The organism is Domibacillus enclensis, assembly GCF_900156125.1.
GTDB lineage: Bacteria > Bacillota > Bacilli > Bacillales > Domibacillaceae > Domibacillus > Domibacillus enclensis.
In genome coordinates this window covers 130,401-146,383 of record NZ_FTLX01000006.1, presented here as the reverse complement: position 1 = coordinate 146,383, position 15,983 = coordinate 130,401, and the positions used below count along the sequence as shown (strand labels likewise).

15 protein-coding genes are annotated in these 15,983 nt (G+C 47.9%); 1 reads left to right on the top strand and 14 read right to left on the bottom strand.

All coding sequences use genetic code 11. The features are described 5' to 3' along the window. Positions 1-25: 25 nt before the first annotated feature. The 10 genes from BW952_RS13255 to kduI all read right to left on the bottom strand — a co-directional run bounded on the left by BW952_RS13255 (position 26) and on the right by kduI (position 10,068). On the bottom strand, positions 26-925 hold the full coding sequence (locus tag BW952_RS13255; RefSeq protein WP_045852287.1) for a carbohydrate ABC transporter permease: 900 nt from the start codon (positions 923-925) through the stop codon (positions 26-28). A gap of 139 nt (positions 926-1,064) precedes the next feature. Continuing rightward, positions 1,065-2,372 (bottom strand): ABC transporter substrate-binding protein, encoded by a 1,308-nt coding sequence (locus tag BW952_RS13250; protein ID WP_045852288.1) that lies wholly within the window; start codon positions 2,370-2,372, stop codon positions 1,065-1,067. 282 nt (positions 2,373-2,654) lie between these two features. Next, positions 2,655-3,398, bottom strand: a complete 744-nt coding sequence (locus BW952_RS13245) for a response regulator transcription factor (protein ID WP_045852289.1) — start codon at positions 3,396-3,398, stop codon at positions 2,655-2,657. Next, the gene (locus BW952_RS13240; RefSeq protein WP_231581512.1) at positions 3,373-5,163 is read right to left on the bottom strand and encodes a cache domain-containing sensor histidine kinase; all 1,791 of its coding nucleotides are present in this window, start codon (positions 5,161-5,163) and stop codon (positions 3,373-3,375) included. The genes BW952_RS13245 and BW952_RS13240 overlap by 26 nt, the downstream gene beginning before the upstream one ends. Before the next feature lie 22 nt (positions 5,164-5,185). Then, a complete protein-coding gene (locus BW952_RS13235; protein WP_045852290.1) occupies positions 5,186-5,821 on the bottom strand; it encodes a YesL family protein in 636 nt (211 codons plus the stop codon). A 73-nt stretch (positions 5,822-5,894) separates the two neighbouring features. Next, entirely contained in the window at positions 5,895-6,728 is an 834-nt protein-coding gene (locus BW952_RS13230; RefSeq protein WP_045852291.1) for a sugar phosphate isomerase/epimerase family protein, read from the bottom strand. A gap of 135 nt (positions 6,729-6,863) precedes the next feature. Continuing rightward, complete coding sequence (locus tag BW952_RS13225) at positions 6,864-7,490, bottom strand: bifunctional 4-hydroxy-2-oxoglutarate aldolase/2-dehydro-3-deoxy-phosphogluconate aldolase (RefSeq protein WP_045852292.1); 627 nt, start codon at positions 7,488-7,490, stop codon at positions 6,864-6,866. Between the two features lie 8 nt (positions 7,491-7,498). Further along, positions 7,499-8,446 carry a sugar kinase gene (locus tag BW952_RS13220; RefSeq protein ID WP_045852293.1) on the bottom strand — a complete coding sequence of 316 codons (948 nt, stop codon included), beginning with the start codon at positions 8,444-8,446 and terminating at the stop codon, positions 7,499-7,501. Positions 8,447-8,459: 13 nt separating this feature from the next. Then, positions 8,460-9,224 carry a 2-dehydro-3-deoxy-D-gluconate 5-dehydrogenase KduD gene (kduD, locus tag BW952_RS13215; RefSeq protein ID WP_045852294.1) on the bottom strand — a complete coding sequence of 255 codons (765 nt, stop codon included), beginning with the start codon at positions 9,222-9,224 and terminating at the stop codon, positions 8,460-8,462. 13 nt (positions 9,225-9,237) lie between these two features. Continuing rightward, the gene (kduI, locus tag BW952_RS13210) at positions 9,238-10,068 is read right to left on the bottom strand and encodes a 5-dehydro-4-deoxy-D-glucuronate isomerase (protein ID WP_045852295.1); all 831 of its coding nucleotides are present in this window, start codon (positions 10,066-10,068) and stop codon (positions 9,238-9,240) included. A gap of 190 nt (positions 10,069-10,258) precedes the next feature. On the opposite strand from kduI, the gene BW952_RS13205 reads away from it, so the two are divergent. Continuing rightward, positions 10,259-11,020: an IclR family transcriptional regulator gene (locus BW952_RS13205; RefSeq protein WP_045852296.1), complete on the top strand. Its 762-nt coding sequence runs from the start codon at positions 10,259-10,261 to the stop codon at positions 11,018-11,020. A 168-nt stretch (positions 11,021-11,188) separates the two neighbouring features. Here the strand turns inward: BW952_RS13205 and BW952_RS13200 are convergent, their stop codons facing one another. The 4 genes from BW952_RS13200 to BW952_RS13185 all read right to left on the bottom strand — a co-directional run bounded on the left by BW952_RS13200 (position 11,189) and on the right by BW952_RS13185 (position 15,975). Continuing rightward, the gene (locus BW952_RS13200; protein WP_045852297.1) at positions 11,189-11,986 is read right to left on the bottom strand and encodes a polysaccharide deacetylase family protein; all 798 of its coding nucleotides are present in this window, start codon (positions 11,984-11,986) and stop codon (positions 11,189-11,191) included. Between the two features lie 16 nt (positions 11,987-12,002). Beyond that, on the bottom strand, positions 12,003-12,623 hold the full coding sequence (locus BW952_RS13195) for a YesL family protein (RefSeq protein ID WP_052698545.1): 621 nt from the start codon (positions 12,621-12,623) through the stop codon (positions 12,003-12,005). Next, entirely contained in the window at positions 12,595-14,955 is a 2,361-nt protein-coding gene (locus BW952_RS13190; protein ID WP_045852298.1) for an AraC family transcriptional regulator, read from the bottom strand. The genes BW952_RS13195 and BW952_RS13190 overlap by 29 nt, the downstream gene beginning before the upstream one ends. A 135-nt stretch (positions 14,956-15,090) precedes the next feature. Further along, entirely contained in the window at positions 15,091-15,975 is an 885-nt protein-coding gene (locus tag BW952_RS13185) for a carbohydrate ABC transporter permease (RefSeq protein WP_045852309.1), read from the bottom strand. Between the last annotated feature and the right edge of the window lie 8 nt (positions 15,976-15,983).

Here is a 15,983-nt window from a genome sequence, read left to right as displayed (position 1 = left end):
GTGATTCTTGAATAGCTTTCATTGGTTACCCCTCCTTTGATTCGTAATGCACCCAGTATTTTGATGTTTTAAATAAGATCAATGTCAACAGGCCGACGATCAACAGCATCACCCATGCCATCGCAGAGGCATAGCCCATCTGGAAGAAGTTAAATGCTTTTTGGAACAAGTAAAGCGAGTACAGCAGCGTTCCATCAAGTGGACCGCCTTCTCCTTTAGAGATGATGTAAGCCGGCGTAAACGTCATAAACGCGGAAATTGTCTGCATTACCATGTTAAAGAAAATGATCGGGCTTAACAGCGGCAGTGTAATTTTGAAAAACTTTTGAAACGGATTCGCGCCGTCCACACTTGCGGCTTCATAATATTCAGGTGAAATGTTTTTTAAGCCGGCAAGGAAGATCAGCATCGATGAGCCAAATTGCCAGACCGAAAGCAAAATCAATGTCCAAAGGGCCGAGGTCGGATCCTGGTACCAGAAGATTTGCTTGTCAATGCCCATGAAAAACAGCAGCTGGTTGATCGTTCCTTCATTCCCGAAAATATTGCGCCACATAATCGCAACCGCAACACTTCCGCCAATGATGGACGGCAGGTAAAACATCGTCCGGTAAATGCCGACCATGCGGGAAGCCCGGTTAAGCAGCATCGCGACAAGCAAGGCAAAAGCGAGACGTAACGGCACACCGGCCAGCACGTACGTAAACGTGACTTTAATCGTCGTCCAATACTTTTCGTCTCCTGTGAACATCTCAATGTAATTGCCGAGCCCAATCCACTGTGGAGTGGTGAATAAATCGTAGCTGGTGAATGATAAATAAAGTGAAGCAATCATCGGGATAATAGTGAAGGCAAGAAATCCAATAATGAATGGAGAGATAAAAGCATAGCCTGCGAGATTATCTCCTGCCGGGCGTAGTTTCATTTGGGGTCACATCCTTTTTTAGTTTAAGGCCTTTAACGCCATTTATTTGGCGCAATTATGACCAGTAAGGCGCAATTAATCAGGAATTGCGCCTTACTTTGTTTAATTGCGCCAAAGTCGGGGCTGTTCTGTTTTTGAATTAGCTGTTTTTGCTTAAAATATCCGTTGCCTGCTCACGGAACTTCTTTGCGCCTTCTTCAGCTGAGATTTTCTCAAACAGGATCTGGTCAGAAATATCCTTGAGTGCTTTCATTACTTCCGCGCTGCCCAGTGGATCTGGCGGATCAGCCGGACTGGCGTTTTGCGAAGCACGTTCCACGTATTCAAAAATCTTCACTTCATCTTCAGAAAGCTCTGGCTTTAATAGTTCAATAATGTCAGAAGAAACCGGCACGCCACGCTCGCCTTTGATCAACTTGTTAGCTTCTTCATTATTCGCCCAGAAATCGATGAACTTAGCTGCTTCTTCTTTGTTTTCAGAGCTTTTTGGCACAGAAAAGAACATACTCGGGCGAAGGAAAAGCGCTTGATTTTCTGCTTGCTCCGGCGGCAGGTTAATCGTAAGTGGCGCCTCAGTCAGCTGCGCAAAGCCAAGGTACTGGTTGGAATAATTCCATGTCATGGCCGCGTCACCTTTAACAATAAAATCATCTTCAAGTCCCTTTACTTGTGCAGTAACATCAGGCGTTGGGAAAGCTTCTGCTTTGATCAAGCGAAGCTGACGCTCAAAAAAGTCGACGAATAACTGATCATCTGTGTAGGCAAGGCCATTTCCTTCTTCGTTATAAAAGCGCTCGCCTTGCGTTCTCAAGTAGTAAGGGAAAAACACATCAGGAGGATTCATTGGATTTGTTCCATATTTGCCTGTCGCTTTTTGAACATCTGTGGCCATTTTTTCGAAATCATCCCATGTCCAGTTTTCATCATTCAGCTCAACGCCTGCTTCTGCCAGCATGTCGTCATTTGTGATGACTGACAGGACATTAGAGCCGAGGTTAAAACCGTACAACTGGTCGCCGATGCTTCCTCCTGCTAATGTCGCTTCATCAATATTGTCCACATTAATTGTGCCATCTTCTGTATAAGGAGCTAAATTCTCCAGTTGGCCTTTTTCGCCGTATTGTGACAAGTACGCTGTATCCATTTGAATAATGTCAGGAAGCTGATTGGCAGCCGCCATTGGCGCTAGCTTTTTCCAGTAGTCATCCCAGTTGGCGAATTCCGCTTCAATGTTCACATGCGGATTTTGTTCCTCGTACATTTCAATAACCTTCATTGTGTAGTCGTGGCGCGGCTGACCGCCCCACCAGGCCATCCGGAGCGTTACATCCTCCTGCGATCCGCCTTCTTTCACTTCACCGCTCGTCCCGCTGCTTGCTTCGTCTCCGCAGCCGGCCAGTCCCGCCGCCAGCATCAAGCTGCTCAGTGACAACATGATTTTCTTCATCCCAATCCCCCGCTTTCGCTCTTTTTTGAAAGTGCTTACAATCTTTATTTTATGGATTTTTCAGATTAATTGAATACAAAAATCTGACAACAATGTTCAGAAAACAGTGATGCCTCTTTTTTCGACCGGAAATCTTCTCTGGTGGACCGGATTCGCTTGTCCGATGATTGAATTCTCCTTTTTCCGGTCATCACGATGAGGAATCCGGTCCTATCCTTTCTTTTCCGGTTTTCCGGCCAACCACACAATAAAAAAACAGACCTGCAAAGGATGCGGATCTGTTCACGAGGATTTGCGGTATTCTGATGGCGTGCAGCCTGTATATTTTTTGAACACCTGGCTGAAGTATTGCGGGTTGTCGCCGAACCCTGTCCGCTCGGCTAAATCTGCGACACGGACATCGTCCAGTTCGCCAATTTGCTTGATCGCGGCTTCAATGCGGACCTTTGTTAAAAAGCCGGAAAACCGCTCCCCTGTTTCCTGCTTGAACAGCTTGCCGAGATAGTCGGCATTCATGTAAAGCATTTCTCCTGCAACCCATTTTAGCGACACGTGCTTGTCACTGAAGTGCTCATAAATAATATCGACGACTTCGTTGACGACCGGTGAATAGTCCTTGCACTGCGTCCGTTCTTCTGTTTGCGGCTCCTTGCGCTTCAGCTCATCCACGGCCTCTGTGACCGTTTCAATAATATCCGCTTCGTTGCACGGCTTCAGCAAATAATTCCGGACACCGTGCTGCATCGCACAGCGCGCATATTCAAACTCGCTAAAGCCTGACAGCACAATAAACTGAATGTCTGGATAATCCGCCCGCACCTTGCCCGCCAGCTCCAGTCCGTCCATTCCCGGCATTTTAATGTCACTGATGACAATATGCGGCTGGAATTCCGTAATCTTTTCATACGCTTCAATGCCGTTTCGTGCCGTTGCGATGAGCTCTGTGTCAAGTGATGCCCAATCAATCACATTGGAAATTCCTTCAAGAATAATGCGTTCATCATCTGCCAGCAACACTTTGTACATATTGTTTCTCCCCTTTTTCATAAGGTAAAAAAACGGTTACGGCTGTGCCGCTTCCTTGAACACTGTGAATGGACAATCCGTATTGCTCCCCGAAAAACAGCTTTGTCCGTTCATCAATATTTTTCAGCCCGATGCCGGTTCCGCGCGTCTGCACTTCCCCTCTCCGCAGCTTGTTTATAAACTGAGCATCCATGCCTGGTCCGTTATCTTCAACCGTGACAAAGACGGCGCCATTTTGGTGATAGGCCTTGATCGTAATCGTACACGGCTCAATGATTTTCTCCAGTGCGTAATGAATGGCATTTTCAATCAACGGCTGAATCGTCAGCTTCGGAATGCAGCAGTCGTACACTTCTTCTTCCACTTCAATATGAAAGTCCAGTCGCTCCTCAAAGCGATATTTTTGAATGGTCACGTAATGGCTGACCAGGTCAATTTCGTGCCGGATGGTCACAATGTCGTCTTTCACATTCACTGAATTCCGCAGCAAATACGCAAGCGACTCCACCATTTGAGAGATTTGTGTCTGTTTATTCGTTTTCGCCAGCCAGTTGACCGATTCAAGCGTGTTGTACAAAAAGTGCGGGTTAATCTGAGCCTGGAGCGCTTTGAATTCGGTTTCTTTGACGAGGAGCTGTTTTTCGTAATTTTCTTTAATGAGCTCGTTAATCCGCTGAACCATAAACGTAAAATCGCGGTGCAGCATGCCAATCTCATCCTGATGACGGGGCGGCGGCGGCAATGTTTCTGCGATCGCGAAGTCTCCCTTTTGTATGTGACGCATCGTTTTGACGAGCTCCTCGATCGGTGTCGTAATTTTTCTTGTGAAATGAATGACTGTCGCAATGACAGCCAGCAGCAGCACAATAAAAGCGGCAATAATGGAGTATTTCACCTTCGTAATGCTGGAGAACACGGCGTCAAATGGGATGAAGTGCCAGTACGTCCAGTTCGCAAATGACGTTTTCACGTATGTCACAAAGTAGCGGCGTCCGTTCAGCTCGCTGATCGAATAGCCTTGCTTTGTTTGCTCGGAAAAATCAAACGAACGAAACGGCGCCACGTCTTCTTCTGAAAAAAATACGTGCTCGCCCGTGGACATCATCATATTGCCCGTTGTGTCCTCCCATTCTTCTGGAAGTGCGGCGACCATTTTCGCCAAATCTACCCGGATCACAATCGTTCCCAGATTCTCCATACTTAAATTTTCGTAGGATCGTATTTGGCGGGCAGCTGTTAGAAAGCGGTTACTTCCATCTGCTGTGACCCATGTGTTGGCACCTTCCCGCGCTGCCGCCATCTCGACCAGCCTTGCTTTTTCTTCTTCGGCGGAGAGCGCAATCGAGTTCCCTGCCGCATAGGTCTTCCCGGTGACGTCAATTAAATAAATCGAGTGAATGTACTTTTCCGAGCTGACATAATCGCTCAGCCTGTCGCTGATAGCCGTTTGAATGCCATACTGCTCATACCGGTTCGTTTCCTTTTTCGCATGAACCGTTTCCCGCATAATGACGGAATCGGTAATAATATCAAAGGAAATATCCTGAATCCGCTGCAGCTCCTTTTCCACACTGTCTGATGACATGCTGAGCACCTGCGAGGACTTCCGGTAAATTTGCTGATCATACGTTGTGAACGCATATTGCAGACCGGCAATCGTAAACAGCAAAAACACACACATAATCGCCGATACAAATAAAATAAACTTGTACTTAATCTTCAGGTTTTCAAACGTGATTACGAGATAGTCCCACAATCGCTTCACGGCCACGCACCCTTCCGTAGCATTACGTTTGCTGCAGGGCCGCTTCCTCCTGCTTGCGGGCGACAGCATCAAACGCGTTCATCGCAAACCACATGAGCACAAATCCGAAAGCGCTTCCACTAAAGAATAAAACAAACGTAATATGCTGCATCATTATATACGCCATCCCAAGCAGGCTCGCCACCATAATCACCGTTTGAACCGGGCGCAAAAGCCCGATCACAAGCGCGTATTTGACAGTCTTTTTCATCGTAACGTTATAGTGAACATACACCGGAAACAGAAATAATGCAACTACTCCATAAAGCAGGAAAAAGCTCGTCAGCACGTACGGCATCATTGGCACGGGCGACCCGTATTGCTCAATAATCATAAAATTCGCCGCGAACATCACAGCCGGCACAACGATCAGCAGGCCCAGCTGATTCGACCGCCAAAATGCCTTCTTGTACGCTGTCCAAAAAGTTTGAAATACAGGTATATCGTGCTCTCCCATCGTCCAGCGTCGCGTCACGGAAAACAAAGCGGCTGTTGCCGGAAAAAAGCCGAGAATGAGGAGGCCTGCAACGGAAAAAGCAATCCATAAAATATTTAAAAACGCGAGGCGCGTCACCCATTCACAAAATCGGTACACGCCATTTGTCATCATCTGTACCATTCGATCAGCCCCTTTTTCTTCAGTGTATCGGAGTTCACAGAATAATCGAATAGTACTTTTCCGGGAGTTTTGTTTAAAAATCAGTGATTTTTGCTACGAGAAACGTTCGGCTTTTCTCAATGTGGGGATCACGCACGTCTTCCAGCAGGACTGGAACCTGACGGCCGGTAGATTTCAGCAGACGGAATACTTCCTCATAATCAATCAAGCCGCTTCCGACCGGCACTGGCTGCAGACGGCCGTCTTTTAGCGTCACATCCTTGGCATGAAGCACGTCAATTTTGTCTCCGAACAAATCAAACGCCTGCTGGTAAATCGCCTGCTGCTGGCTCCACGTTTCCGGTGTCAGCAAATTCACCGGATCAAAAATCACCCTGACATTGGGCGAGTCGACAAGATCGAGCATACGCTTCATCGTTTCCGGGGAGTAAATAGGATGATTCACACCCGCCTCGATGCCGATTTTCACATTCAGCTTTTCCGCCTCCGCCGCTAATTCTTTTACACTGTCAACGACCGCTAAAAACGGCTCTTCCTTGAAGTTGTCTTCCGTGTAGCCCATTTCCGCATGAACATTTCCCGTTTCTGTTCCCACAAGCAGACAGTCGAACGCCTGCGCTGCAGCGAGATGCTCCTTGAACCGGTCCAACTCCCTTCTCCGGATGTCTGGGTCCGGATGAATCATATGGATGTAGCAGCCAAGCACCGTAATTTTCACTCCATTCTCACGGAATGCTTCGCCAATTTCCCGGGAAATAGCCATCGTTAAGCTGCCTGGTCCTGTGTAAAAGTCAAAGGATTTCGCTACAGCGAGCTGCACAGCGTTAAAGCCTTTTTTCTTAATCGTCTGCGCCAGCTGATCCGCTGGCATTTGGTCAAGATCGTGCCCACGAAGTCCCAGTATCATGTGAATGCCTCCTCATTGGTTGTAGTGGACCGGAAAAATCAGCAATAGACCGGAATCCATGTGCCGAGGACCGGAATCTGCTTTTTCTGGTCCTCGCACTTATCAATCCGGTCCATCTGTTCCTTTTCCGGTCGTTCAGACAGCCTGTACAGCTTGAAGCCATTTTTCCGTTTCTTTTTTCAAGCCATCCCAGTCGTTTGCTGCAATCAAGTCTTTTTTCAACAGTGCGCTGCCAGTACCGACTGCTACAGCACCTGCCTTTAAATAATCAGTCGCCGTATCCGCTGTAATGCCGCCGGTTGCCATAATGGAAATGTGGCTGAGCGGCCCTTTGACATCCTTGATAAACGCCGGACCAAGCACTGATGCCGGAAACAGCTTGATCGCTTCAGCCCCAAGCTTCACGGCCCGCAGCATTTCCGCCGGCGTGAAGACGCCCGGAATAATCGGCACACCCTGCTCCGCTGCATAAGCGACCACATCTTCATCCAGTGCCGGTGTTACGATAAACTGTGCACCAGCTTCGATCGCACGCTGGCAGTCCTCCACATTCAAAACGGTCCCTGCGCCGACCAGCACCTGGGCGCCGTAAGCATCAATTGTTTCGGCAATGATTTCCGCCGCCTTCTCTGACTCCATTGTCACTTCAATCGATGTAACGCCGCCATCAATGAGCGCTTTTACGATCGATGCGCTTTTTTCGTAAGGCACCTTGCGCAAAATAGGCACAATCGGCGCTGCTGCTAATTGTTCGATTACCATTGTCATTCCTACCTTTCGATTGTTTCTCGCTGGCCTAAAAATCCTTCTACTTCCTCTAAATAAGGAAGGCCTTCATTATCGCCGCTTACCTGTACGACCATCGCACCGATCGCATTGGCGAACTGAAGCGAGCGTTCCACCGGCCAGTTTTGAAGAGTGCCATATAAAAAGCCGGAGTCAAATCCATCGCCCGCACCGACTGTATCCACTACTTTTGCAACCGGAAAGCCGGCTACGTGCTTCCACGAACCATTCTGCAGAACCGCAGATCCTTTGTCGCCATCCTTCATAATGACCTGCTCAAATGAATAGCCACCCAGCTTTTCACGAAGAAAGCCATCGTTTTCCGAATCAAAAAGGATCTCCAGCTCTTCACGGCCCGTTAACAAATAATCCACATAAGGCAAGTAGGTCAGCATCGTTTGACGCGCTTCTTCCTTGGACCAAAGACGAAGGCGGATGTTTGGATCAAACGACACCTTTACCCCGTTTTCTTTAGCTATCTGCATCGCCCGTAGAATGACCTCCCGATTTTGCGGCTGAATCGCCGGGAATACACCGGTGACGTGAAGGATTTTCGCTTGCTTTATATAATCCTCCGGCAGCGTATCCGGCGTTAATGTTTCCGTTGGAGAAGGAAGCCGGTAATAAAACGTCCGCCCCGCACCGGATTCCTGCACTTCTTTGAAATTAAGCGACGTCGCATAGCCTTCTTCGAGCTTCACTTCCGAAACATCCACGCCTTCTCCGCGCACGGTATTAACAATATGCCGGCCAAACTCGTCTTTTCCGAGCCTGCTGATCCAGCCGGAGCGAAGACCGAGGCGTGCACAGCCAAGCATAACGTTTAATTCAGCCCCGCCAATTTTACGCTGAAACTGCCCGACAAAACGAAGCGGGCCTTTTGAAGCCGGATCAAACGTGATCATGCCATCACCAATGGTAATAACGTCCATTCCCCTCGCCTCCTTATCTTCCCATCCAGCCGCCATCTACAACGAGGACGTGCCCATTCACGTAATCTGCTGCCTTTGATGAAAGAAACACAGCAGCGCCGGCAATGTCATCCGCCGCTCCCCATCTTCCCGCAGGAATACGGTCGAGAATGGACTTGCTGCGGTCCTGATCGTTGCGAAGCGCTTCGGTATTATTCGTTTCAATATAACCCGGCGCAATCGCATTCACCTGAACCCCTTTTGCCGCCCATTCATTCGCAAGCGCTTTCGTGAGACCTGCCACCGCATGCTTGCTGGCTGTGTAGGCCGGTACAAACACCCCACCTTGAAATGATAGCAGTGACGCAATGTTAACGATTTTGCCCGAGCCGCGCTCGACCATGCCGCGCCCGATTTCCTGCGACAGAATAAACACCGAATTGATGTTGACGTCCATCACCCGGTTCCACTCATTTTCATCAAAATCAACCGCCGGCTCCCGATAAATAACGCCGGCATTGTTTACTAAAATATCAATCTCATGGTTCTCGAGCAACGGCTTCAACTGCTCCCGAATGCTGCTCGTTTCGCTTAAATCAATGAGAACCGTTTCACACGTACCGTTTACTTCTCCAATTTTCGCTTTTGTGTCGGCCAAATTATCACGGTGCCCAAGCAATAAAACATGTGCGCCAGAAGCAGCGAGGCCAACGGAAATGGCCTGCCCGATGCCTGTTCTCGCACCTGTAACGAGGGCTGTTTTTCCTTCTAATGAAAAGAACGCCTGTTGAAATGCCATTTTGCCCGCCTCCTTAGCGCAAATCCTTCATATCGACAAACTGCATATCATCAAAATCAATGTTCTCGCCGCACATGCCCCAAATAAAGGTGTAGTTGTTCGTTCCAGCTCCTGCATGGATCGACCAGCTCGGTGACAACACCGCTTGTTCATTGGCCATTAAAATGTGGCGTGTTTCCTGCGGCTGCCCCATCATATGAAATACGCGTGTGTCTTCTTCCATGTCGAAGTAGAAATAAACCTCCATGCGGCGCTCGTGCGTGTGGCACGGCATTGTGTTCCAGCCGCTTCCCTGCTCCAGCATCGTCATGCCCATGCTCAGCTGGCATGATTCCAATACATCCGGATGAATAAACTGGTAAATCGTCCGTTTGTTCATCGATTCATCTGCACCGAGCGGACGCGCGATCGCATTATCGAGCCCTACTTTTACCGTTGGGTACGAGTGGTGCGCCGGACATGAATTAATGTAAAACTTGGCTGGCTTCTCAGGATTATTGGAGGAAAACACAATATCCTTTGTGCCTTTTCCGATGTACAGACCGTCACGGGCGTTAATGTCGTACTCTTTGCCATCAAGTGTCACCTTGCCATCACCGCCCACATTAATGACACCCATCTCGCGCCGTTCTAGAAAGTATTCGGCTGCGAGCTCTTGGCCTGCATCCATTGTCAGCGCTTTCTCGACCGGCATTGCACCACCGTAAATGATCCGGTCTACATGGCTGTACGTCAGCTCAATGCTGTCTCCTGCAAAAACCTTCTCCATCATAAACTGCTCGCGCAGCTTTTCGGTTGTATAGTTTTTTACGTCGTCTGGATGATGTGCATACACTGTTTTCATGTTAAAAATTCCTCCTTTATTTTTTGTTCCGTATTATGGAACGTTGTTTCATAATTTATACTTCTCATTATAAAGGCGTTTTCATCTTTTGCAAGCAATATTCTGAAAAAGACAAAAAAACGGCATCTATTCACAAAAAAACAACGATTCGATATGATGAAGACAATCGTTTGATAAAGGAGGACCATCGATGTCCAATGTTCAATCACTTGAACGCGCGCTGACGCTTTTAAATATTATGTCGGACTATCCGGACGGCATTCAAATCAGCCGGCTGGCAGAGCAAGCAAACTTGTCAAAAAGCACGATTCACCGTTTACTCAGCACACTCATCAGCATGAAATACGTAACGCAAGACAAAAAAACCGAAAAGTACATGCTCGGCTATCAGATTTTATTTTTATCACGGAATATGACGGCCGATAGCGGCATAATTTCGGCCGCACGGCCATTGCTTGAGAGATTATGTGAGGACATTAATGAAACCATTCACTTATGTGTCGAGGACAGCTCGGAGGTCGTATACATCGACAAAATTGAAAGCAACCAAACCATTCGAATGTATTCGCGAATTGGCAGCCGCAATCCGATGTACTGTACAGGCGTCGGGAAAATCCTGCTTTCCGGCATGACGCCGTCCGACTACGACCACGCCGTTTCGTCCATCGACTTCGTGAAGCGGACGGCCAAAACGATCGGCTCGCTGGAGGAATTGGAGGAGGAAATCGCCCTCGTCAAAAAACAAGGGTACGCTCTGGATAATATTGAAAACGAAGAAGGGATTCGCTGCATTGCAGCACCCATCCGTGACTTTCACGGAAATATTATCGCCAGCTTCAGCGTTTCCGGTCCGGTTCACCGCATCACGATGGAGCGTGTGAATGACGAGCTTGTGCGCAAGGTCCGCGAAACCGCGAAAGCCATTTCACACGAGCTTGGGTTTCGCGGGTGAAACTGTGGCAGCAGCCTGCTGTTTCCACTCGCATGTATAAATGGATCTATTTATCGCCGGTATTTTTCGTTTACCGCTGATAAAGAACGGCGATCGCCGATATCCTGAAATACCGGCGATCGGCGGGTGGATATCGGCGCTATTCTCAATTTGTCGGCGTTAGCCCTTTTATAAGGAGATTTGTTTTCCGCCGACTGCTTCGATAACCTCCCCGTCCACAGACAGCCAGACGCTGCGGGCAGAAGGGTTGTACACAAACCGGCTGTCGGCGGAAAATTTCAGTGACCGAAAAGCGTTCATATAATCGAGTATCTCAATGTTGGTGGCATACCAAATATCCTCGCGCCCGCCGATAAAGCGGCAAAACGATTCCATCATGTCCCAATTGTGGTCATGATCGAACTCGTAGCTGTGCCCCCATACGTACATCATGTACAAGTATTGAGTTTTATGCAGGTCCGCAAATGTTTGTGCTTTCTCCAGCAGCTGATGGTTGTGATGGCAGGTCGGATTCCATTCGTGCCAGTCATCCGGCATCGCAAATGTCCCCGTGCTCTTGACAGTTCTTGCATACTCGATCCCCAGAAATGGAAGCATCGACTTAATATATGAAGTAAAGGACCCGTTCGGATAAGAGATTCCTCTGACAGGATAGCCCGCGATTGCCTCCAGCTCTTTTCGGTCGTCAATGACTTCACTTGCCAGCTGTTCTTTAGGCGACCGCTCGATGGTCGGGTGCGTGCACGTATGTGCCGAGATTTCATGACCCTTGAACAAGGAAACAGCCTCTTCTCCACCGATGCGGTCGTCTACACCAAGCAGCCCTGAATTCAAATGGAACGTGCCCTTCAGCCCATATTGATTAAAGAGCTCCACGAGCCGGCGGTCTGCTGCCCTGCCGTCATCGTAGCTCAATGTCAGGACTTTATGTTTTCCTTCCGGGAACGTAACAATTACTTTCTTCATAGTAGATTTCCTTTCGTCATGCTGATATTTTTTGCTTATCCTCTGCTTTTGCAAAAGCGAGCAGTGCCGCCCACGTCAAAAGAAACGCAGGACCGCTTACGCTGAAAAACGGAATGAGTCCAGGAACGCTCACAAGCAGGAAAAAAAGCGTCATCATACCGGACATCATTAAAATTGTCGAGACGGGGTGAAGGATCATCAGCCAGAACGCATTTTTCACCGACTGCCGAATGGAAGCTTCATAGTGAACCAGAATTGGAAACACGTAAAAAAGTGTCAGGATAAAGCCAAACGACACCACTAAAACAGGGTAATATAAAAAGCTCAGCAGGCCTTCCGCTTCTCTTAAAAACCTCACGTCAAAATAAAGCAAATAGCCAATCACCAGCACTATTATCCCAAGGCGGCTGCTTCTGCCAAACTCCTTTTTAAACAGCAGCCAAAAGGTTTTCGTCAAAGAATACTCTTCGTTGCCCATGATCAGCTTCCGAATCACACCGAACAGTGCGGTTGTAGCGGGAAACAACCCGAAGACGACGGCACCTGCCAGCGTAAACAGCAGCCATAACAAGTTTAAATAAGCTAGCTTCATCAGCCATTCTGCGATTCTATACATGCCGCTCATGACCTGATTCATCTTGATCCCCTCCTTTACTGATCGATTCCCGCTGCTTGCGGAACTGGCTCGGTGGAATGCCCATCTGTTTTTTAAAGATCCGGTTAAAATAGCTGTGGCGATACCCGACGCGTTCAGCGATATCATTGATTTTCATGTCCGTGCTCGTGAGGAGCTCCTTTGCTTTTTCCATTCGCAGGCTCGTGACATAGTCAATAAAATTAATGCCGACTACTTGCTTGAATGCTTTGCTAAGCGAATACGGATTCGTTCCTACTTCGTCTGCACAGCTTTCAAGGGATAGATCCGTCATATACTCTTGACCGATTTTCATCATAACGGCTTCGACCATTCGCTTTGCTTCAACGTTCATGCGGCCTTTTATTTTGTCCAGATAAGGAGCAATCACCTCGGTCGTAAACCAGACGGCCATGCGGTGCACTTCTCTTTGCTGGGAAAGCTCCTCGATCATATTCTTTCCGTGAAACAGTTCGTGAGGATGGACGCCGGAATAAAGAATTTCATGCTGAATGCTGCTGTACAGTTGAATAGCTCCTTGCTGAACATAAATTTCTGCGTTGCTTTTTTCCTGAAGCTCCAGTAAAAACCGCTGAATAAGGGGCGTGATTTCATCCATTTCGCCCATCCGAACAGCTTGAATAATTTCTTTCTCCAGTGGAAACGGATAATGAACGTCCTTCGCTGATTCTTCCTTTGTCACGAGCTGAAGGTCGATTAATTGATTCCGGTTGTCGACATTCCGGAGACGGCTGCCAATTCTCGTTTCCTCAAACAGCTGCGGAATTTGCTTGATCGTGTCCACCGGCTTGCTGAGTGTTACGGTCACCTGCACATTCATGATGTCATTTACAGCACGGGTGACCTCTTCAGAAAAGCGGTGCATATCCTTCCGAATTGCTGCCTGCGCCGGATAAATGATCAGCATGCCTGCTGAAAAATCCGAAAACCGGATCACAGTATGTGAATCAAAAACAGCATCCGCCGTTTCCTCCATAATGTTCGCCGTCATAAACGCAAGCAGGCTTTCATCCTTGTTGGAGAAATGGCCTGCAGAGTCGTGGATGCCGGTTAAGCGAATGTCGATCGCGGCGAATGACTTCCCCTCAACATTCCACCCGTAGCCCTCCATCCGCTTTTTCAAATCGTGCTCGCTGTAATGGTAAAAGGAGCCCTGCATTAATTGCAGAAGAAAGCTCATCTTAATGTCTTCTACTTGCTCGGCCAGGCGGCTTTGAAGAAGCGTGCTTTGCTCGGATAACGCTTCCCACCGCTGCTCAATAAGGGAGAATGCATCGTTTCCTGCGACGCCGGGCTTTCCATCTTGTCCGTCCAGTAAATTCCGAATGAGCCGGTTGACCGGTGAGGAGATTTGCTTGGAGGCGACCCAGGATAACAACCAGGCAAGCAGCAGCGCACCTGTGCTAATGACAATAATCAGCCGGGAAACGAATAGTAACGGTGCGGTAATCGAAGACATCGGAGCCGCAGAAACGTAGGTCCATTCCTCATTAATACGGGAAAAGGCACCTGATGAAACGGAATACGTCTGACCTTCGTAGTCGAATAAAAAAGCATTCCTGCTTTCTTCGTTACGGTTCATTTCTTTCTTTAAAGCGCTTACAAATCCGTCGTTTTGAGTACTGTTTGATTGAAGAAGCAGCTCGTTGTCTGCATTCATAATAAACGTGGCGCCTTTATCGTAAGGCGTCAGTGTTTTCAGCAGCTCAATGAGCTTCTGGCGGTCCAGCGTCACGATGATGGACCCGAACGGCTGGCTGCTCGCAGCAGGAATGTTTTGAACAAGTGCCATCGTGCCGTTTTGATCCGGCAGCTGCGTCCATTGAATTGACTTTCCCTTACCGATGTTTTTTTCATAAAAGGCATTTCTTTCTTTGTTCAGTACGTTGTATTCGCTGCTGAATAAAATCGGCTTCTCTACATTCAAATACAGCTCTACGTCCTTCATCAGCGCATGGTTGCTTTGAAGCAGCAGAAGGGTTTTCGTTATATCATACGTTTCTTCAAACTCCTTCACAAAGTCGATGTCACGCAGCCCCTCGCCAAATCGAGGCTCAAACGCCCAGCGGGAAGTGGAATATTCGATATAATTAAATTGCTCGTCCATATTCTTGGCCCGCTGGTCAATCTGATTTTCATGAAGCGTCTGCAGCTCCTGCTCGACGTTTTGAATGACGAACCAATACATGCTTAGCCCTGTGATCAAGCCCGGAACGCTGGCAATAAGCAGAATGAGAATAAAACTTTTCCGCTGGAAGTTTCCACTTCCACGGCGTCTATTGATCATGGTCCACATAGCGTTAATATTCTTCATGCTGCCGCCTCCTGACTTATGATTGCTTAGCAAACATTATGTCATATCCGTTTATCGAAATGAAGGCGCTTTAAAAAGCACACATCCCTTCCCACTGTTTTTTAAACAATTATGGAAAATTTCACTGATTATTGATCATCCTTTGACAGAGCCAAGCAGCATTCCTTTCGCGAAATGCTTTTGAAGAAACGGATAAATGATTAAAATCGGCAGCGTGGCAATGACGACAACAGCTAATTTCAATGATTGATCCGGCGGCGCCACATAATCTGCGCCCATCGCACTCGTATCGCCGATTGTGGACTGGGACAGCAGAATAATCTGTTGAAGCAGCACTTGCACAGGCCATTTCGTGCTGTCGCTAATGTACAAAAGCGCACTGAAGAAATCGTTCCAGATCGCCACAGCATAAAATAGAGCAAATGTCGCAATGACTGGCTTTGAGAGGGGCAGCATAATACGCCAGAAAATCCCGAATTCCGTACAGCCGTCCACCTTCGCCGACTCCTCCAGCTCAATCGGAATGTTTTGAAAAAAGGTTTTCACGATAATTAAGTTAAACGGATTAATCGCAATCGGCAAGATCAATGCCCAATACGAGTCAAGCAGTCCGAGCGATTTGACGACAATATACGTCGGGATCATTCCGCCGCTGAACAGCATGGAGAACACGACCATATTCATAAAAAAGTTACGTCCAAGCAAGTGTTTTCTCGACAGCGGATACGCCATTGAAAACGTGAAAAACAAGCATACAATCGTCCCCACCACTGTGACGCCGATTGAAACGAGAATACTGCGCGTGAACCGGTCCGTTGAAAAGATATATTGATACGCTTCAAGCGTGAACGTTTCCGGAAAGATAAAAAAGCTCCGGCTCGTTAATTCGGCTTCTGTTGCAAACGATCCCGCAATCACATAAAGAAAAGGGAGGATCATTAGCAGACCGATTGCACCAAGAAAAATGAAATTGACGACGTCGAATACTCTTCCTCCCGGCGTATTATGCATTTTAGGCATTCCCACTT